Source organism: Peteryoungia rhizophila, assembly GCF_004912145.1.
GTDB lineage: Bacteria > Pseudomonadota > Alphaproteobacteria > Rhizobiales > Rhizobiaceae > Allorhizobium > Allorhizobium rhizophilum.
This window is the reverse complement of sequence record NZ_STGT01000003.1, coordinates 428,638-445,738: the sequence shown is the minus strand read 5'-3', so window position 1 is coordinate 445,738 and position 17,101 is coordinate 428,638. Positions and strand designations below refer to the sequence as shown.

The following is a 17,101-nucleotide window of genomic DNA, read 5'->3' as shown; positions in this document are numbered from 1 at the left end:
CGAATAGACAAGGAGATCAGCCAACTGTCGCCCGCAGTTCCTGAGATCTTTTCTCAGCCTAAGGTATGTGTGGGAAAGCAAGACAACCCTTTCTTTCTGAGCCCTCCCCGGATAGCTTGCTGTCTGGAAACATTGCTGGGGAGCATCATGAAGAAATACGTCGCCGCTGCGGCAACACTTGCCGCCCTCTCATCCTGCGCCAAGCGCCCGGACGCAATCGTGCCAGTCGATATCCCGATGGCCGTCTATCAGGGCCAGAACTGCCAGCAGCTCGGCAATGAGCTGATTAAAGAGCAACAGAACCTTGCTGCGGTTTCGAAGGCTCAGAACGAAGCGGCCACCGGCGACGCAGTCGGCGTGTTCTTGATCGGCGTGCCAATGTCCTCGGCCGTCGGCGGCGACAAGGAAGGCCAGGTTGCCGTTGCCAAGGGCAAGGTTCAGGCGATCGAGAACACCTTGAAGAGCAAGGGTTGCAAATAACCCGATCGAGATCCAACATCGGCCTCCTTCGGGAGGCCTTTTCATGTGCAATCTCTACAACATCACAACCAACCAGGAAGCTATCCGGGCTTTCACCAACGCGATCGACCGGCTTGGCAACCTGGAGCCTTCGCTGAACGTCTACCCGGATCAGATGGCGCCGATCGTCCGCAACAACGGCGGCGAGCGTGAAGCGGTGATGGTCCGTTGGGGCATGCCGTCTTCTCAGAAAGCGCTGTTCGATGCGGCCTCGAAGCGAGCCGATAAGCTGCGGGAGAAGGGCAAGCCCGTCGATTTCGAGCATCTGCGGAAGCATGAGCCCGACCGCGGCACGACCAACATTCGCAACACAAGCAGTTCCCACTGGAAGCGCTGGCTCGGTGTCGAGAACCGCTGCGTTGTACCGATCACACGATTTGCCGAGCCCGATCCCGCTTCGAAGCCTGAAGGTGGCGCAACTCCGAACGCCTGGTTCGCCGGCGACGAAAGCGAGCCGCTGATGTTCTTTGCGGGGATCTGGGTCTCGCAGTGGGAAAGCGTGCGGAAGGTGAAAGACGGGCTGACGCGCGACGACCTATTCGGCTTCCTGACGACGGAACCCAACGGCGTGGTCGGGCCAATCCATCCCAAGGCGATGCCGGTGATACTGAAGCGGGAGTACGATGTTGAGACGTGGCTCACAGCTCCCTGGGTGGAGGCGAAGGAGCTGCAGCGGCCGTTGCCGGATCAAGAGCTAAACTTGGTGAAACCGTAGCCGCGGATAGCGAACGACTAAATCATACAAATATCTCATCGCAGGACAACGATCTTCATTTTTTCGCGGCTCTCCACAGGGCGTCCGGATAGAGTGCCTCTGTGCCCTTTAAGCGGTTTAAGCGTGCTTTCCGCTCTACTGGATCGTCCTCTGTATCTAGTAGTTGTGAACGTGCGTGCTCGCGCAAGACCTCGTTCAGGGCGGTAGCTATGGCCTCCTGCGTCAAGTCAAGCTGTTTGATTGCGTTGATCGCTGATTTACGGATCTCCGGAGGCAACTGATCAACGCGAAAGCGCGATAGGGCACGAATTCCAGCGAGAACCATTTCTTCGCAGTTAACCAATCGCTGGCGAAGGTCTCTCAGCCGCCGCAGACCTAGTCGGTTCAGTTCCAGAGCATCAATGCTGAAGTCAGCTAGTTTGCTAAGCGCCGTGATCCTTATCCCGCTCCGGCGAAAGTGGTCGACATAGCGATCCATATCAGGTCGAAAGAAGCGTATGCCATCGACCTTTGCTTCATCGGGAACCACTCGCGGACCCTTGAACGTGTTGCAGGCGTCGCAGGCGTACATCAGGTTGGTATACTCGTGTTCCAGATCGGGGCGCGCGCTTCTTGGTTCGTAATGGTCGATGGTGAAGCGGATGGCAGAAGCCTCAGCTTCCGACATTGTACAGTAGGCGCAAGAATAGAAGAAGTCTCGCCTAAGGGTGTTCTTGTACTCGCCATAACGCAGCCCCGGTGCAACGTCTGAGCGGACCACAAGATCAGACTCATCGGAAACAATGGCGGACTCAGTCATCGGCCCCGGCGTTTGTGTCGCTCAAGTTGAGCAGTAAATTTTGTGATTTCGCCAAGCAGATTCTCGTATTGGGAGATGTGCTCTTCGAGCTTGTCGAGTTCGGGGCCATATTGAGCGTCTTCTATCCGGTCCAACGACCACCGAACGTAAGCAAGGCGATTTTCGTCCCTACGGGTAAACTCGCCAGAGAATTTCCGGTCGAGGAGCTTTTGGCGTTCGTCCAAAAGAGCTTGATGTTCTGCAGCGGACACCGCGGTAGCGTTTAACCGTCCTGCTACCTTTGACGTCACGGCATACACTGATTTAGGCGCGAAATTGGGGGTCTCGAATGACCCGGCGTTGCTCTCTGTCCCCGACAGTCTGGATGAAGAAACTGAAGCTGCAGCAGAGAAGTTCGCTCCCGCCGCAGGATCGGAAATCGTCACGCTTTCGCGGAAATTCTCACGCGCCTTCATCGAACGCATTCCCCACTGCCAAGTCTTCGAAGTACGAAAGAGCCCCTTCTGTCGCGGACGCAATGTGCTTATCAAGCTCACGGCGCGAAACGAGGGGCGATTTTTTCAGAACCCTTTGCCAATCGAACCTGAGAGTCAAGAGAGCCTCTTCGTCCTCTGGCTTCGTGATCGTATGAATGCAGCGCTCGATCGACTGCTCGTCCTCTCGAAGCGATGATACGATCGTAGAATTTATGGCCTCCACTCTGCCGCTCCAGGGCCGGCTTAGATACTCAACGAACTTTACGATACCAGGGGGAAGGTCGTCCGCTGACACCGCTGTAGTTGTGATTATTCCGATGCGCCGAATGTGCCTCTGACTTGCCTCCGGAAGCAGTAGCGCCGCTTCGATAAGCATCTCTGTCGCGTCAGCCAGCAGTGAAGAGAATACCTTTGGGCTCGATATAAGCTGCGCGACTGGAAGTCCCCCACTGGTTGGCTTAAACTGCATTCTGTGCTGGAATTGAACTGACGCTTTGTGCGCGTCAAACGAGTATTGAAAACCGTCTTCACGTTGGATCTTCACGGTATATATGTCGGGCACCTCTGCCGAGAATTCAGGCTTCTCCGGCGTACCCAATTTCGCCACCAAGGGCGCCATCCTTGTAAAAATCGTCTCGTTACCGCCATAGAACGGATCGAGTTGAATTCCCACAGTCGGTTGGGAAGCGAGCTTATCGCACCATGTCATGTCGCGCTTCTCTCATTCAATGTTCATTTCATACCAGTTAAAGGTTGCGGAGAGATTGCCAACCTCACCGTAGCTTAGGGCATCGGAAAGCAAACAGACCTTCGCACACTTCGCCGGTTTGCCTTTTTCAACTATGGCCGCAGCACGCGTGGTCCTACAGCTTTTGGCGGTATCTGCTTTAGCGCGCAATCTCCCGATCAAAGAAGTCTTCCCACGAGCCCGCGCCCTGCGGTGGCCGGGTTCCGCGCTCTCCCGCTTCGTTGATCTGAGACGCGCCAGCGTTCAGCCACTCAAGAGCGGCCTGCACATCGGAGTTCTCAGCCAATGCGTTGCCGGCCAGCCCGATCGCCTGGGGCGTGAGTGCCGTCATCTGGGCTTGCGTGCCGGGGCTCATGGTCTTCCGGTTAGTGTTGGTCATCCAGCGCCTGAAGCCGGGTTGCGTGATCAAGGCAGCGAGACCACGGGCAACGACGGCGCCCTGGAAAGCTCGGCCTGGAGAAGAAAGCATGCCTGTCACCGCAGCCCCCGCAGCAAGACCGCCGATTGCGCTGGTCGTGGCGTCCCGTTCCTGCCGGCGAGCGGTGATCAAGGCCAGATCCCGCAGAGCCTGACGGTTCTCGGGCGACACGAGCGCGTTGATCCGATCCGCCTGCTGGCGGCTCACGCTGTCCTTGCCCGCCCCGAGCAGTTCCGCGATGCCCTGGCTGTCTGCCGGGTTCGCCTCGTTGGTCACGAGACGACGCACGGCTGACATGTCGCCACCGCCGCGGCTGATCGCGCTCTCAACGATGTCTGCGACAATCCCACGCTCGACCTGAGCCTTCATGGGCGTCGGCAGCTTGGTCATCACTTGCAAGGCCTCATTAGGAGAAGCGCGCCGATAAAGCCAAGGCACCAACTCTTCAGCATTCAGCTTCGCAGCCGCGCCGTTCTCGCCACGCAGAAAAGGCCCGATTGCGCTGTCCCGGTACTGTTTGGCGATCTGATCCTCGGCGACGGCTGCAGCTCGCAATTGGCTCATGATGTTGGGCGTGCCGTTCTGGGATAGCGCCTCGGCGTCCAGGTACTTCGAGCGGTTGGAGATATCGACGGCCAGATTGCGAAGCTGCTGAGCGTCGGCAACGCCGAAAAGCTCGGTGACGGCCTCATCATCGAGGCGGTTCAGCCGCTCCACGAGCCCGTCAACGCTGACTACCTTGCGGCCCTGCCGGGTCTGGTCCCGCCCGGTATCCAGGATCTGCTCGACGGCGCTGCGGCGTGTGGCTGCCCATTCGCGGCTGTCAGCGCCCATCAGGTCGCGGGTCTCGCGGATCACGCCCGGGTTGCCCCGGCCGGAAAGTAGCCGCTCGACTAGCTTGTTGTCTTCCACAAAGCCCGATTGCGTCGGTTCGCGGTAGGTCTCCGCGATGCCCTTGCGATTGAAGCGATCGATGTTCTGCGCATAGAAGCGGTTCGCCTGGGAAAGCGCCTGGCGTAGTTCCGGCGTGCCGGCACGGGCAACGCTGTCGTCGATCGAGCGCGAAATCGCCTGGTTCAACTGGTTCAGGTAGCGTTCCGGCACGCCCGGCATCAGCGTCTTGTCATCGATCGCATCCATGATCAGGGACCGCATCTGCCGGGCCTGCTCGATGGTCACGTTCTCTGCGATGTCGTCGACGCCAAGCAGGAAGCGCGAGAGCCCTTGCGGGGTGAAACGGTTGCTCGGGCTGCCGTCGGCAGTCGGGGGCAGGGCCTCACGGATGCGGGCCACCTGATCGCGGACCGGACTGACGTTGACGATTGCATCCTGGCCGCCAGGAGCGGCCCGAGCGGCATCGTAAAGCCGTTTCGCCTCGTCTTTGAATTCCTGCCGCGCGCGCTCCAGCCCCGCACGGGTCTGCTGGCCTGCACCTTCAGCCGACATCAGCGGGCCTTGCCGCTCGGTCAAATTCGTCTGGTTCCGGTCAATGGCCTGATCGGCTCGCGTGAGGGCCTGCTCACGATCGATCGTGAGGTTCTGCCGCTGCGTCGAAAGCTCGCCCACGGCCTCGCGTCCCACGGCGTTGGGATCAACACCGCCGGCCAGATCATCCTGGAAACGGGAAACGGCCTGATCGCCGTGCTGGCGATATTGGCGCATCGCTTCGCTCGATCCTGGCAGCTTCTCAAGCAGGCCCTCCATTCGCGGGACAAAGCCCCCTGCACCCTCTTCGGACGCTAGCGGCGCGATGTCATAGCCCTGGGAGCGCAGGCGCTCGGATGCCTGCCGGAACTCAGTCGCGATGGGATCGGATGCCGACTTGGCAAAGGGTGCTTTGGCCCAATTCGTCGCGCCAGACGCCAGCCTGCCAGCACCCCCGAAGATGGTCCCAAGGAGCGCGTCCACGCTTGCCTCTTTGGCTGCGCGGGGCAGAACGTCGTCCACAACTGAGGGCTCGGCCTCCCGGTTCTCGGGAAAGAGCCGGCCGACCGTTTCGCCGACCATCTGAGCGCCAGCGGCTGACATCACGGCGGAAGCTGGAATGCCCACGGCAGGAGTTGCGGAGTAAGCCGGCACGGAAGCTGCCGCGCCACCGATGGCGCCGACGAGATCCGGCACGGCGCCGGAAATGCTGGCAACGTCGCCCATGTCGATGCCGGGCGGATTGAAGAGCCGTTCGATGCCGTCCTTATCCCGAACAACACGCCGATCGGTTGGATTGCCGAACTGGTCGTTCAGAACGTACCAGCCTTCATTCTCCGCGCCGTATGTGTTCGTCAGATAGCGGTCGCGGGCCTCGGGCGTGTTCAAGAAGCTGGAATAGGCCCGCTCGCTGAGCGGAGCTCCGCCCGGCTGGATGCCCGGATTGGTCGCCTCAATGCGCCGGTTTTCCTTGATGCCCGCAACTGCCTGCATCCCCGAGCCGAACAGATCGCCCGCAGAGATCTCAGAGGGTGGCATGCCGAAGATGCTGCTCAGAACGCTGTCAGCCGTGTCGAGCGGAGCACCCAAGACCGTGCCAGCGGTATCGATCGCCCGCTCGGCGCGCCCCGGCGGCGGTATAGCTGGCAGATCGGGACCGCCTGGAACGCCCCGGCTGTCGCGGCGGTCTTCCGGCCGGATTTCGGTCTGTTCAGCCTCAGCTCGGCGACGACGGGCTTGCGCCAATGCGACTGCGCGCTTCTGCTCCAGGTTCATTGGAAAAGTGCCTTCTGCTCAGGGGTCATGTATTCCCAATCTGCGGGATCAACGCCGGGCGGCGGCGACTGTGGCGAGGCGGGGGGCTGCGCGGGTTGCTGCGGTTGCAGGCTGTCCATTCCGGGAACCTGCGTCGGGCCGCCTCGGCTGGTGCTGAGCATGGTCTCAACGTAGGTCTGGGCCAGAGCGGGCGAGATCGCGCCTTCATCGACGAGCTGGCCCACGACTGCGCGATTGATCGGGGGTAGCGCTTCGCCGCCCTCGGCCAGCGTGCCGGCGAACTTCTCACGATATGCATGCAGGACTGTGAGCGCTGCGATCTTCGCCCTTGCGCCGGGCAAGCTCTCGCCCAAGCCCTTTCCGGCCATCACCTCCGCAGCCTGACGCCGATCGGTATCGGAAATACGGCTGTCGCCAGCCAAGCTGCGGGCCAGTCCCATGGTGGTTGCGGTCATCTGGGCGCGCATGGCTGTGACATCGCCGCGGGCAACCTCGGGCCAGACCTGGGCGCCGTAGTTCGTTAGAAGCTCGTTGAAGTTACCGGCAAGGCCGACGTCGGAAACGGAAAGGTTGTCATAGAGCGTCTGAAGCTCGCGAGCGCTGCGCGCTGCCGCGTCTCGCTGGCCCTGAAGCTGTGTTTGCTGGCTGACCGTGTTACCGGCCCCGCCCGTCGTGAAGCGGATGCCGCCCTGACCATCGGCCTCAAGGGACATGCCGCCTCCAGTGCCTTCCTTGCGGATCACGTTCGGTACGACCTGGCCCGTGTTGGCGTCTACAATTCGACCGTCAGGGCCGACGATACCGGGGAAGCGGATTTCCTGCCCATCGGGGCCGACTGCCAGATAGTTGTCGATCCTCTCAGCGCTGGCCGGCTCATAGGGCTGCGCTCCCACACGTGTTGCGGCTCCCGGCGTCATGTAGGCGGGCTGATTGGTGCGCGGATCGATCGCCCGCACCGGGGTTTTGTCGCCCATGATGGCGTCCATCAGATCGGTGTCGGTCAGACGACCGTTGTCGAGCAGGCGCTGGTTCTGCTGAGCGGTCCATTCCGTTTCGCTGAGCGGCTTGGGTGCGCCCTCCAGGATCTCCGTGAGGTCCGTCGCTTCGACGGTCTGCGCCGGAAGAAAGGCCCGCTGGCCCTGATTGAGGATCACCGGAGAGGCCATCTGGCGATCCATCAGACCGCGTTCCTGGATTTCCCGCTCGGTTAGAGCGCGAGTATTGTCGCGGACGTTGTTCTCGGTCGAAGCCTGATAGGTGCGGTCGTAGCCGTAGCGCTGCGTCGCGTTGCCCTGGTCGACGGCGTAGTAGCCCTGAGAGGGCGTCCACTGACCGGCAGCGGCGCCCAGGCGGTCAAACCTTGACTGATCAAAGTTGGGGTCCGTCGCGTAGTCGAAGAGCTGCCCGAGCCGGTTGGCCTCGGCGCGCTTTGCGTCGGCCGTCGCATAGTTCGCGACATCGGCACCGCTCGGCGGTTCGAAAAGTGAAGACAGGTTGCTGGCGATATTCGCCATGTTAGAGTCGTTGAAGAAGCGATTTCGCGAAATCATGGTTTCGGTTCCTTCAGTGTGCCGTCATCGGTTCGGGATGGAACACGGCAGCCAATGGATTTCTGCAGAGAGCGTGGGCCAGATCGAGCTGAGATGAGGCCACGACGAGATCCCGAAGGTGCAGGGCTCGAAGCTCGCTTTCCAGAACGCGGGCCGTTGCGAGCAGCCACACGAAGCGGTCAAGATCCGTGCAGGTCAGGGTCGCATTGGCGCATCCCAGGGAGTGAAAGATATGCTCGGCTGCGAGCCTGCCGGCGGTTTCGTCGGCGACCTGCGGGGCGGCTGCGAACAAGAGCCGCTGAGCATCCGCAGAGAGGGCCGGATCGAGCCCGCCCAAGCTTGCGGCTGCGATCAGCGCGTTCAGGCCTTCGGCGCAATGAAGCAAGACGTTCTTGCCCTCTGCTGCGCTGCTGAGCTTTGAGACTGCGATTTCGAGGTGGGTGTTTCCGTTGGTCATAGCGCGATCACCCATAGAAGGCCGGTTGAGTGGCTGCCGGCTTCTGCTTAGCCGACCATTGCGCCCTCATGCGCCGGGTTTCGATCTCGCCCCGATATTCGGCGGCGCGAAGCTGAAGGGTCAGGATACGGACCTTGCACCTGTCATCTGATTGACGATCGCCGTCGAGGTCTCCCGCGTCGATGTCCCGCGCGAGCCTGGCCGCTGCGAACATGCCCGCTTCCAGGTCCGCAATGCTCACATCGTCTCTGAGCGAAGAGATCGCCCCGCCAAGCCCTTCGTAAACGGCGGCTAGGAGATCATGCGTCGGGCCTGTGTCGGGCTGATAGTGCTCATGCTTCGACGCCAGCAAAAGGAGGCTGCCGAGGCCCTGCCGCAGTTCATGCGACGGGTTGCCGAAGATGTCCACAGCATCCCTGAGATGCTTTGCGGCTAGCCTTGCTATTCGGTTCGCTTCGATGGGGTTCACGACGTTACCTGCTTCGACGTTGATGTTGTCGGAGTTTCGGCTGTGCTGACTGACTGATCTACCCCTCCGTTTCCGGAGGAATACTGCGAAGGGTTCGGCGGGATCAAAGGGGCGCATGGCTGCATCGCATGGTCACGAACTGGCGCGTCGGCGGGGTGCTGACGGGTTTTGTTCGATTGACGAGAGCCCGAGACGGGCGGCGATGCGACTGCTCGATTTTCGCGGTTTACCAGCGACACGAAGGTAGCAGAAAACAGCTTCCGAAGCCAGCACAGTGCGGCGGTTTGAGAGGTCCAAACTTCCACGAAAAGGCAAATTTGTCGGGACGCGGCCCGGTGGGGGGCAGATGCGCGGGCGAGTATGGGGCAGGGGTGTGACCGGGGGTGCCGGGTGGCAGCGGCGCGGCGTGGACGCTGCTACGTTCGCGGCCATCCGTGGCGCTCCAATGCTATCAGAGCCGCCTCATGGCGTCCGCTAGGGCATACCGTAGCGGAAATGCATTTTCGGTCACTTTTTGCGTACGTACGGGTTGACATACGGTCAACGGTCATGATTATATACGGTCATAACCCAAGCGTACTAAGGAGAGACGCTATGAACATTGCCCATGCTGAACACATGCTCCGTGAATTCGCCATGCTCCAGCACGAAGTGCGCGAGACGATCGCATCGGGCGATCTGGCGACCACAAAGGACGCTCTGGGAGAGATCGAAGCCATTTGGATGCACTGCCAGTGGCCGCGCCTTCGCGAAGCTACAGCGGCCTTCCTGCGCAACCATGCCGAATACGCCGACGCCTATTGCGTCGGGGTGATGTGAGCCATATCCATTTCAACCAAGGAGGGCCGGCGCGAGCCGGCCAATTCATCATGAAGACAGTTCTATATTGCCGAGTCTCCACCACCGAGCAGACCCTCGACCATCAGCAGACCCAAGCCGAGAAGGCGGGCTTTGTCTTTGACCGCGTCGTTGCCGATCACGGCGTTTCAGGTGTGAACGTAAAAATGCGGGATCGGCCCGAAGGGCGAAGGCTTTTCGATATGCTGCGGGACGGTGATATTCTCGTGGTCCGCTGGGTGGATCGGCTCGGGCGAAACTATGCGGACGTGACAGAGACGATCCGCGAATTCATGGCCCAAGGGGTCGTGATCAAGACCGTGATCAACGGCCTGACCTTTGACGGGTCGACGAAAGACCCCATGCAGATGGCTGTCAGGGACGCAATGATTGCCTTCATGGCTGCGTCGGCCCAAGCGCAGGCGGAAGCGCTCAAGATAGCCCAGAAGGCCGGAATTGAGCATGCCAAGGCGGAAGCCGCGCAGCGAACGAAGGTGTACCGGGGCCGAAAGCCGAGTTTCGATCGAAAGACACTGGCGAGAGTGATCGAGATGCTGGCAGAAGACGCGGGGGTAACGGCAATCGCCGACGAAACCGGACTGACGCGGCAAACAGTTATGCGGATCCGGTCCGATCCCGCTGCGGCTGATAAGAACCTGAGCGAGTGGGGCCTGTAGCCTCTGCCTCAACGCCTTTTACCCTGTTCCGGGCGCGTTGATTGACGAAACGCGCCCACAAGGGCATTTTGCAGCAGCGCCACAACCTGGAAAGGCGTCTGCTATGGCCCACATGCCCGATAATCTGGTCTCGAACACGATCGCGTCACGCCAGGCGCGTGGCGTCGTTTATGTAGGACTGGCTTTCCTTGCCCATTGTGTGATCTGGGCCGCCATCCCCGCACCCTTCGCCCTTGCGTTCTCGGCTGCTCTGATACTGGTCGAACGGCTTGCCGGCGAGCTCGCTGATACCATCCTCGGCGCCGTAGCGGCCCGTGACGAGGTCGCGTCAAAGATCATGGACACGCGGCCCTCAGCGGGCTTTCGCGATGAACTGAAGTTCGAACTGTTTGGCCCATCAGCCGCCATCGGTTTGGCGGTGCTGGCAGCCGTCGCGGGTCTTTTGCTGAAGCCATGGCTTGCAACGGGTTTGCAGTGGCTCGGCGCATAGATCTCGACGCAGAACAGGCGAAGCGCGAAGAGTTCATAGCCCTTGTGACATGTGGGGTGCAGGTGATGCTGCAAGACGCCTATTCGCGACCGGGCCTCGATACAGAAGGAAAAGCGCGGGCGCTCAGCATTTACACTTTGAGCCTCGCCGACGCCCTTTCGGCCGCAGACAACATCCCAAGTGACAAATCGGCGTCGAGTGCAGCTCTAGATGTCCTCGATCACGTCTTCGGCGGCATTCACTCTCCCGAAACTGACCCAAATCGCTCATGGCTGGTTGAGATACGGGAAGGCAAACGCCGCAAGCACCGAGCTTCCTGGGCTGGATACCAGCCGCACAGCGTGGTGCGAGAGCGCGTTGCGCAGATGCGCGCACCGATCAAAGCCATCGGTGAATCCGCGCAGCCTGCGCCGCTGGAAACACCGGGGCTTTCGCAACTGACCACACCGACGCCAACCGAACGCTATCACGCCAGGACCCGAGCGGCGCGAATGGAGCGGATAGCAGACCTTCACAAGTCGGCGGATGCTCGAAAGATACTCAAGGCGATTGGCCGAAGTGAACCGATGCAATTGAAGGACCTCAGCCCGCTAGTACCTAAGATGAAGCGGCTGGCCCTACGCGCCTTAATGCTGCATTTGCGGGAAGGTGGTTGGGTTGAAAGTGTGGGAAGAGGTGGCGGTGCGGCCTGGACCGGCACCGACAAGCTGAAGAGCTCGAAGATCTGAAGGAGGCAGCAACCGCCACTCTCATTCGAAAACGCTGCCCTCGGCCCCGGCTTCCATCAGCGCGAGGAATTCACGCCGTTCGCGCTCGATCTCGTCAGCTTCCCGCTTCAGTTCCTCAGCGCTCATCTCGTGAAGTGCTTTGCGCGGCTCGTTGCTCGTGGTCCCATAGAGCCCGTTTCCTCGCGCCAATGCGCTCGCTGCGGCGGCTCGGCTGTTGGCCGGCGCCGACTTATCAGAGGCCAGATCGATCAAGGCATCTATTGCCACCTCCAGGCCGCGGCTGCGTAGTTTTCTGATCGCCCGCATGCGGGCCGCGTCTTCGTCATCGTGCTCGACTGTCATCTTAATCGAAAGCCCCTGTTGTCGGTTGCCGTTCTGCCTGGGCCAAGGCCCGGTATCGATCGCGCTCGGCCTCCAGATAGGCCGCTTGCGCTTGTAGTGCCGCCAGTTCCGGCGAAGCGATACGCTCGGGCTGTTCAGCCAATACCTTAAATTCCTCTGCGGCTTTGCGGTCGGCGCGTCTCCGCTGCCGCTCAGCCTTTGCCCCAGGCTTATGAGTGCGCTGCCATTCTTGGTGTTTGGCGCGAGCTTCGGGAGACATCTTCTCCAGGCGCCGTTCCCTCCTGCGGCGATTTCGTTCGGCTCGCTTGAGCTTTTCATTCAGCTTGCGTTGCCAGTCCTTCGAGGTCGCGGCGGGGTATTGCATCTTGTGCCAGTCGTCACCGGACGGGACGGCACCACCATGCCAACGACATTTCTGCTTTCCGGGGACCGCCAGGTTTCTGCACGGCTCGCCAGTCGATCGGCTTGTTCCGTTGCACTTCGGTAGGTGCGGGCGGATCTCGGAATTGAAGCGGCGAAGCACGGCGCGACCGACTTCTTTGAGCCCATGGCTTGCCCAAGCTTTTTGCCTCGGTGTGCGCTCAGCCATTTCCCGCCCCCTGTTTCTGGAAGCGGTTCCATGGATTATCGCGGCCTGAGCGTCCTGAACGGATCGCGCCACAGAGCCAGCCGACAAAATGTCCAGACCAAACCGCCCTCGAAACGCTGCGGCAATTGCGGCTTGCGCGCGCGGTTAGATCTTTACATCTCCAATTAGTTCCCAAGGGACTTGCGGGAATGAAGAGTGAAGAAGAAGGAGGAAAAGCAATTTCTATACCGCGCACACAAGCCGCATTTGCCGCAAAACCCTGTCTGGTCATGTTAAATGTCTCCTATTTTCCGGACGTTTCGTCCGTCAGCCAGTTTTTAGCCTGAGCGGACTTCTCGATAGCCGCCCGCTTAGTCTCTCTGTCCCTACGCTCCCACTCAGCGCGGGCTGCAAACCGGGCGTGGATCGTGGGATTGACGCTGCAACGGGCTGGGCCGTCCGTTCCTTGTTCGGCGGTCCTGAGCCAGCCAACGCTTTCGAGATCCTTCAGGATGCGAGCACGGAGCCGCCGATTGGCATCTCCCCGCAAGCTCTTCCGCGCGTCGTAAAGCGTTCGGTGATCGACGCTGCTCACCTCGGGATGTGTCAGCAGGTAGCCCGCGAACCATTGGCTTTCTTCGACGTCCTGCCCGAGATCGAAATACTGCCGATAGAACGTCATCGAGTGGCGAAGCAGGAACCGGGCGAAGTTGCCGGCGCGCTCGACGGACATTCTGTCAATCGTGGCTGTGGGATCTATGCAGCCATAGAGCGCGAACATATCGATGCAGTGAAACGTCAGAACCAGCCGCGGCAGGAACTTGCCCCACTTCTGGATATGCCCCTGCCAGGCGAGCGGCATTCCGACGACGCCTTTCAGCCCGTCGATGTTCTCGGCGGTCTCGTTGAACAGCTCCTGCGCGGCCTCATCCATCCGCACCGCCGGCGCATTGCTGTATTCGGCTGTTGCCAGTTCCCGAAGAAGGGCGCGATAGCCGGCGGCGGCTCTCTCGTCGGGCGCTTCATCGACGCTCTTGCGGGCCTTGCCATCGTCCAGGACGAACAGGAACCGCTGCAACATGCCGTCCGCGCCCAGGTCCCGAACGGCCTTCGCGATCTTCTCCGGTTGCGTACCGGCCACAATGCCCATCAGGGCCTGCTCAGCGCGGATCGAGCCAGCGCCGACACGATCGAGCATGATCGAGCCACCATCGAAAAGCCGCAGCATCTGGGTCCGATCTCCGTCGCCGCTGGCCTTGTATGCTCCGAAGCTGCCGAAGAAGCCCATCAACTCGTCGGGGGTGCGGAGCAATCCGCGCGGGTTATCCGCGTGAATGCGGGCTTGCATTTCGAAGGTCACGTCATCGACCGCGATGCGGCGCACGATCGGCGCGTCACCCGGCGGGGGTGCGCCCTTGCCCTTCTTGTGGGCTTGGGCCTGAGCGGTCCAGATGTCGCGGCGCGCCTTGAACTTCCGATAGAACTCGCTGTCGATCTCCTGAAGCGGTCGGGTTGCCGCACCGATCGTCGGTGTCTTTACTCGCCCCGGATCAGCAACAAGCGCGAGCCACAACGATGCGGGCTCGGTCCAGCCAGTGTCCCGCTGCTTGACCTGAATGCGCAGCGAGGCCCCAATTGCGGCGGCTGTGACGCCGATCGCGGCTGATGCGGCAAAGGCGAGGGGGACGCCCTTGCGTCGGGCTTCGGATTGGGCGAACCGATCGATGATCGGCGGCAGCGCATCATCGGGCAAGCTGCCCAAATCCATAGGGTCTTCATCGCCAAAGATGTCGAGCGGGTCCGGCCAGTCTGAAGTGCTTTCCCGAACTTCCTCGAAGTAGCCCGTCCGCTCAGCAATGATCGGCGCGGCGCCGCGGCCCCAATCCCGCGAAAGCTTGTATTTGGTGATGTCGTCGAGGGCATCGTTCTGCTGGTCCCACACGTGGATGAGATCAGCGAAGTCTTGGGCTGTGAATTGGACATCCGCGCAGTAGCCCAGGCCCTTCGCCAAGCTGAAGCGAAAACCGGATTTGCTGCTGTCGGGACCGTACAGAGAACTGGCGTCGCCGTTCCAGATATCTTTCAGTCGAGGGTGTTGATTCAGAGCCCTTTCGAACTTGCTGCGCAATTCGTCGGGCAGATCGGTGTAATAGACCGACGCACGAGCGAGGCCCATGTCGATCTCTGCCGAAGCCTCAGACACGAGCTTATCCGTGTCGGCCTCTCGCTCCGGCTTCTGAAGCGGAGGCGCATATGCCGCAAGACGGTCGAGCGTAAATGTCGCTTCGTGGGTATCCACCACCCTAGCGATCAATACCGTTGTTCGCCCACGAGCTCGCTTTTTGGCGTCGGGTATATTCTGCGTCCCCGGCAATCTCAGAATGCGATCGATATTCTGCACGCTGTCGCCAACGAACAGAGCCGCGAGGCCCCGCCCTTGCTCTTCAACCGCTTTCTGAAAGGTCGCGGCGTCGAGCTTTTCGGCCAGCTTCCAAAGAAACTGAAAGCCGCCGCCGCTGTCGAGGGTGATACTCGGCCGCATGCTATGCTTCAGCACATGCGGGACGTACTGCTCTAGCTCGGTGCGCGCCTCGGGGAATGGAAGCGATTTGTCGGGGTCTTTGTCCACGAACACGGCGCGGATAAAGGCGATATCGTCCTTTGACAGCTTTCCGTCGGCGCTGTTGGGCTTCGGAGAGTTCACCGAAAAATACAGGTTCTCTTTGCCGTCCCACTCGTCAATGTAGGCAGCTATCTCACCCCAGGAACCGGGCGCGAAGGTTTTGCCCTTGGTGAAGCCGGTTTCGGGGTTGATCCTGACGACAGCATGCCAGCCTGTCAGGTCATAGCCTCGCAAGAATTCAGCCGCAGTTGCGCCGGCTTGCGACCGTTTAGATGGCGCGAGGGCGCTGGCTTTGCTCGTTTCCCATGATGGCCCCTTGCCCTGCGACCGCAACGGCGCATTGCGATTTTCGATGGCTTCTGCTATGTTCATTGTACCTGCTTTCAATAGACCCGAGACGCCCTGCCAGGCGCTCGGGTTTGCTTTTTCTGGGCTATGCGTTGTTGACCACGAGCCGCAGTAGCGGTCTCGGTTTGCTTGCTGCCCGCGCCCTGAGCAGGATCGCGAGGCATTCCGCATCAATGAGTATTCGGCCTTCGCTGCGGTCGCTTTCGAGCTTGCCGCATTGGGCAAGGCTGCGAATGTGGCCGGCAGACCAGCCGGAACGGGCCACGGCTTCCCGGACCGTGATGAACTCGATGGGTGGCAATGTGCTGATTGAGCGCATGGGTCGTCTCCTGTTCTGCGAACGATGAGGTTCAGTCTGCGGAGCTCGCAGTTCTAGTCCCGGTTTTGGGGCTGTGAGCAGTCGACGCATCCAGGTCTCGAAGCACCCAGGCCCGCAGATCGAGCGCAGCGTGGATCGCTCGGGCGAGGTCAGCCCCGTACAGGCCGGCGAAGCGCTTGCCAGCTCTGGCCTTTGCGTAGCAGCGTTCGAATGACCCCATAGGCCAGGCAATGAGCTTCTCGAACAGAACCGGCCACATGTACCCGTCTTCCTTGTCGAGCATCCGGGCCAGCCTGCGCCCCAAGACCATCCAGTCATAGACGCCGCAGTCCCACACATGGGGCATTCCCTTGATCCGCACACGGTCAAACTCGCGCCGATGCCGGGCAGCGATGGTTTCGATGTCATCGAATAGGCCGTGGCTTTCGACCGCATCGCGAACGTTCTTGATACTTAGACGGCGGTTGGCTTCAGACTTCGGAATGCCGTCACGCAGATGATCGGCCGTCATGGAATAGATGGCGTTCCTTGACGCCGTAGGGTTCTGGCCCTTGATGCCTGCGGCCACGAAAGTGATGACCGTGCGGCTCGGTCTCAGCGGCAAGTGCGCCGGGACTTCGCGCCGCCGATTACCTTTCTTCGGACGCGGCGCCAGCAGTTCGTCTAGCTTGTTCGAATAGTAGCGGGCGACCTCTTGGCTTCGGAAAGCTGCGAGCTCCACGCCAGCAAAGTAATCGATCGTTTCGGGAGGGGCCGATCCCAATCGGGATGCCACATTGTTGCGGATCTCGGCCTTCAATGCGTCCATCAAAGCGGGATCGTCGCAGTGAGGAGATTTGTCAGCGTCGCCAGCGCACCAGATCAGCACGCATTCTTCGAGGAAAGCCTGCCGGCTTTTGGGATGCGGCTTGAAATAGCTACCGCTGCTTCTCTGCGCGCCGGTCATTGCTGCACCGGGCTCAGATTGGTGGATGGTAAATACTGCATGGTTGCACCTCTGCTCTCGCGGGCACCACGCCCACGTCAGTCGTTTTCCATCCAGTTCATCTCCGGGAGTGTTGAGGTGTGGTCGTCTCAGTAAACTGTGGGCTAGTCCGCCGGGCCGTCTAGGCGGCTGCTTCTTTCATGAAGAATTCGATCAGTTTCCGCCGGCTGGCGACATACCGACCCCCGACCTGCTTAACCGCCGGCAGGTAGCCGCATTGGATCATGTGATAGGTCTGCTTGTAGGTGCGCCCGATCTCCCGGCCGATAGGGCCGACGCCCCAAATCAAATCGAGCTGATCTTTCTGCTCTGCCATTTTCGCTCTCCGTGGCT

19 protein-coding genes are annotated in these 17,101 nt (G+C 60.7%); 6 read left to right on the top strand and 13 right to left on the bottom strand.

What is annotated here, in order from left to right:
* Window positions 1–147: 147 nt before the first annotated feature.
* Window positions 148–480, top strand: a complete 333-nt coding sequence (locus E9677_RS13280; protein ID WP_136558556.1) for a hypothetical protein — start codon at window positions 148–150, stop codon at window positions 478–480.
* A 43-nt stretch (window positions 481–523) separates the two neighbouring features.
* Complete coding sequence (locus E9677_RS13275; protein ID WP_136558555.1) at window positions 524–1,234, top strand: SOS response-associated peptidase; 711 nt, start codon at window positions 524–526, stop codon at window positions 1,232–1,234.
* Window positions 1,235–1,289: 55 nt separating this feature from the next.
* On the opposite strand, the gene E9677_RS13270 is transcribed toward E9677_RS13275, so the two are convergent.
* From E9677_RS13270 to E9677_RS13240, 7 genes are all read right to left on the bottom strand, one after another.
* Window positions 1,290–2,033: an HNH endonuclease gene (locus E9677_RS13270; protein ID WP_136558554.1), complete on the bottom strand. Its 744-nt coding sequence runs from the start codon at window positions 2,031–2,033 to the stop codon at window positions 1,290–1,292.
* On the bottom strand, window positions 2,030–2,497 hold the full coding sequence (locus tag E9677_RS13265; protein WP_136558553.1) for a hypothetical protein: 468 nt from the start codon (window positions 2,495–2,497) through the stop codon (window positions 2,030–2,032). Before E9677_RS13265 ends, E9677_RS13270 begins: the two co-directional genes overlap by 4 nt.
* Complete coding sequence (locus E9677_RS13260) at window positions 2,475–3,218, bottom strand: hypothetical protein (protein WP_136558552.1); 744 nt, start codon at window positions 3,216–3,218, stop codon at window positions 2,475–2,477. Before E9677_RS13260 ends, E9677_RS13265 begins: the two co-directional genes overlap by 23 nt.
* 178 nt (window positions 3,219–3,396) lie before the next feature.
* On the bottom strand, window positions 3,397–6,375 hold the full coding sequence (locus tag E9677_RS13255) for a hypothetical protein (protein ID WP_136558551.1): 2,979 nt from the start codon (window positions 6,373–6,375) through the stop codon (window positions 3,397–3,399).
* Window positions 6,372–7,925 carry a hypothetical protein gene (locus E9677_RS13250; protein WP_136558550.1) on the bottom strand — a complete coding sequence of 518 codons (1,554 nt, stop codon included), beginning with the start codon at window positions 7,923–7,925 and terminating at the stop codon, window positions 6,372–6,374. The genes E9677_RS13255 and E9677_RS13250 overlap by 4 nt, the downstream gene beginning before the upstream one ends.
* 13 nt (window positions 7,926–7,938) lie before the next feature.
* On the bottom strand, window positions 7,939–8,382 hold the full coding sequence (locus E9677_RS13245; RefSeq protein WP_136558549.1) for a dual specificity protein phosphatase family protein: 444 nt from the start codon (window positions 8,380–8,382) through the stop codon (window positions 7,939–7,941).
* A gap of 7 nt (window positions 8,383–8,389) precedes the next feature.
* Window positions 8,390–8,968, bottom strand: coding sequence for a hypothetical protein (locus E9677_RS13240; RefSeq protein ID WP_168801205.1), 579 nt, complete (start codon window positions 8,966–8,968; stop codon window positions 8,390–8,392).
* A gap of 477 nt (window positions 8,969–9,445) precedes the next feature.
* Here E9677_RS13240 and E9677_RS13235 point away from each other — a divergent pair, with 477 nt between their 5' ends.
* The 4 genes from E9677_RS13235 to E9677_RS13220 all read left to right on the top strand — a co-directional run bounded on the left by E9677_RS13235 (window position 9,446) and on the right by E9677_RS13220 (window position 11,583).
* On the top strand, window positions 9,446–9,670 hold the full coding sequence (locus tag E9677_RS13235; RefSeq protein WP_136558547.1) for a hypothetical protein: 225 nt from the start codon (window positions 9,446–9,448) through the stop codon (window positions 9,668–9,670).
* Window positions 9,671–9,720: 50 nt separating this feature from the next.
* On the top strand, window positions 9,721–10,365 hold the full coding sequence (locus tag E9677_RS13230; protein ID WP_136558546.1) for a recombinase family protein: 645 nt from the start codon (window positions 9,721–9,723) through the stop codon (window positions 10,363–10,365).
* Between the two features lie 103 nt (window positions 10,366–10,468).
* Window positions 10,469–10,855, top strand: a complete 387-nt coding sequence (locus E9677_RS13225; RefSeq protein WP_136558545.1) for a hypothetical protein — start codon at window positions 10,469–10,471, stop codon at window positions 10,853–10,855.
* A gap of 65 nt (window positions 10,856–10,920) precedes the next feature.
* On the top strand, window positions 10,921–11,583 hold the full coding sequence (locus tag E9677_RS13220) for a hypothetical protein (protein WP_136558544.1): 663 nt from the start codon (window positions 10,921–10,923) through the stop codon (window positions 11,581–11,583).
* Between the two features lie 21 nt (window positions 11,584–11,604).
* Here the strand turns inward: E9677_RS13220 and E9677_RS13215 are convergent, their stop codons facing one another.
* From E9677_RS13215 to E9677_RS13190, 6 genes are all read right to left on the bottom strand, one after another.
* Window positions 11,605–11,925, bottom strand: a complete 321-nt coding sequence (locus tag E9677_RS13215; RefSeq protein ID WP_136558543.1) for a hypothetical protein — start codon at window positions 11,923–11,925, stop codon at window positions 11,605–11,607.
* A gap of 1 nt (window position 11,926) precedes the next feature.
* Window positions 11,927–12,514, bottom strand: a complete 588-nt coding sequence (locus E9677_RS13210; RefSeq protein WP_136558542.1) for an HGGxSTG domain-containing protein — start codon at window positions 12,512–12,514, stop codon at window positions 11,927–11,929.
* 283 nt (window positions 12,515–12,797) lie between these two features.
* Window positions 12,798–15,488 (bottom strand): DUF3987 domain-containing protein, encoded by a 2,691-nt coding sequence (locus E9677_RS13205; protein ID WP_168801204.1) that lies wholly within the window; start codon window positions 15,486–15,488, stop codon window positions 12,798–12,800.
* 61 nt (window positions 15,489–15,549) lie between these two features.
* Complete coding sequence (locus tag E9677_RS13200; RefSeq protein WP_136558540.1) at window positions 15,550–15,783, bottom strand: hypothetical protein; 234 nt, start codon at window positions 15,781–15,783, stop codon at window positions 15,550–15,552.
* A gap of 31 nt (window positions 15,784–15,814) precedes the next feature.
* Window positions 15,815–16,729, bottom strand: a complete 915-nt coding sequence (locus E9677_RS13195) for a hypothetical protein (RefSeq protein WP_136558539.1) — start codon at window positions 16,727–16,729, stop codon at window positions 15,815–15,817.
* Window positions 16,730–16,889: 160 nt separating this feature from the next.
* Window positions 16,890–17,084 carry a hypothetical protein gene (locus E9677_RS13190; RefSeq protein WP_136558538.1) on the bottom strand — a complete coding sequence of 65 codons (195 nt, stop codon included), beginning with the start codon at window positions 17,082–17,084 and terminating at the stop codon, window positions 16,890–16,892.
* Window positions 17,085–17,101: the final 17 nt, after the last annotated feature.

Coding starts and splice junctions, on each gene's coding strand:
- E9677_RS13255 (WP_136558551.1), bottom strand. CDS start 6,375: ATGAACCTGGAGCAGAAGCGCGCAGTCGCATTGGCGCAAGCCCGTCGT.
- E9677_RS13210 (WP_136558542.1), bottom strand. CDS start 12,514: ATGGCTGAGCGCACACCGAGGCAAAAAGCTTGGGCAAGCCATGGGCTC.
- E9677_RS13245 (WP_136558549.1), bottom strand. CDS start 8,382: ATGACCAACGGAAACACCCACCTCGAAATCGCAGTCTCAAAGCTCAGC.
- E9677_RS13190 (WP_136558538.1), bottom strand. CDS start 17,084: ATGGCAGAGCAGAAAGATCAGCTCGATTTGATTTGGGGCGTCGGCCCT.
- E9677_RS13270 (WP_136558554.1), bottom strand. CDS start 2,033: ATGACTGAGTCCGCCATTGTTTCCGATGAGTCTGATCTTGTGGTCCGC.
- E9677_RS13280 (WP_136558556.1), top strand. CDS start 148: ATGAAGAAATACGTCGCCGCTGCGGCAACACTTGCCGCCCTCTCATCC.
- E9677_RS13260 (WP_136558552.1), bottom strand. CDS start 3,218: ATGACATGGTGCGATAAGCTCGCTTCCCAACCGACTGTGGGAATTCAA.
- E9677_RS13230 (WP_136558546.1), top strand. CDS start 9,721: ATGAAGACAGTTCTATATTGCCGAGTCTCCACCACCGAGCAGACCCTC.
- E9677_RS13275 (WP_136558555.1), top strand. CDS start 524: ATGTGCAATCTCTACAACATCACAACCAACCAGGAAGCTATCCGGGCT.
- E9677_RS13195 (WP_136558539.1), bottom strand. CDS start 16,729: ATGACCGGCGCGCAGAGAAGCAGCGGTAGCTATTTCAAGCCGCATCCC.
- E9677_RS13235 (WP_136558547.1), top strand. CDS start 9,446: ATGAACATTGCCCATGCTGAACACATGCTCCGTGAATTCGCCATGCTC.
- E9677_RS13250 (WP_136558550.1), bottom strand. CDS start 7,925: ATGATTTCGCGAAATCGCTTCTTCAACGACTCTAACATGGCGAATATC.
- E9677_RS13240 (WP_168801205.1), bottom strand. CDS start 8,968: ATGCGCCCCTTTGATCCCGCCGAACCCTTCGCAGTATTCCTCCGGAAA.
- E9677_RS13225 (WP_136558545.1), top strand. CDS start 10,469: ATGGCCCACATGCCCGATAATCTGGTCTCGAACACGATCGCGTCACGC.
- E9677_RS13215 (WP_136558543.1), bottom strand. CDS start 11,925: ATGACAGTCGAGCACGATGACGAAGACGCGGCCCGCATGCGGGCGATC.
- E9677_RS13220 (WP_136558544.1), top strand. CDS start 10,921: ATGCTGCAAGACGCCTATTCGCGACCGGGCCTCGATACAGAAGGAAAA.
- E9677_RS13265 (WP_136558553.1), bottom strand. CDS start 2,497: ATGCGTTCGATGAAGGCGCGTGAGAATTTCCGCGAAAGCGTGACGATT.
- E9677_RS13205 (WP_168801204.1), bottom strand. CDS start 15,488: ATGAACATAGCAGAAGCCATCGAAAATCGCAATGCGCCGTTGCGGTCG.
- E9677_RS13200 (WP_136558540.1), bottom strand. CDS start 15,783: ATGCGCTCAATCAGCACATTGCCACCCATCGAGTTCATCACGGTCCGG.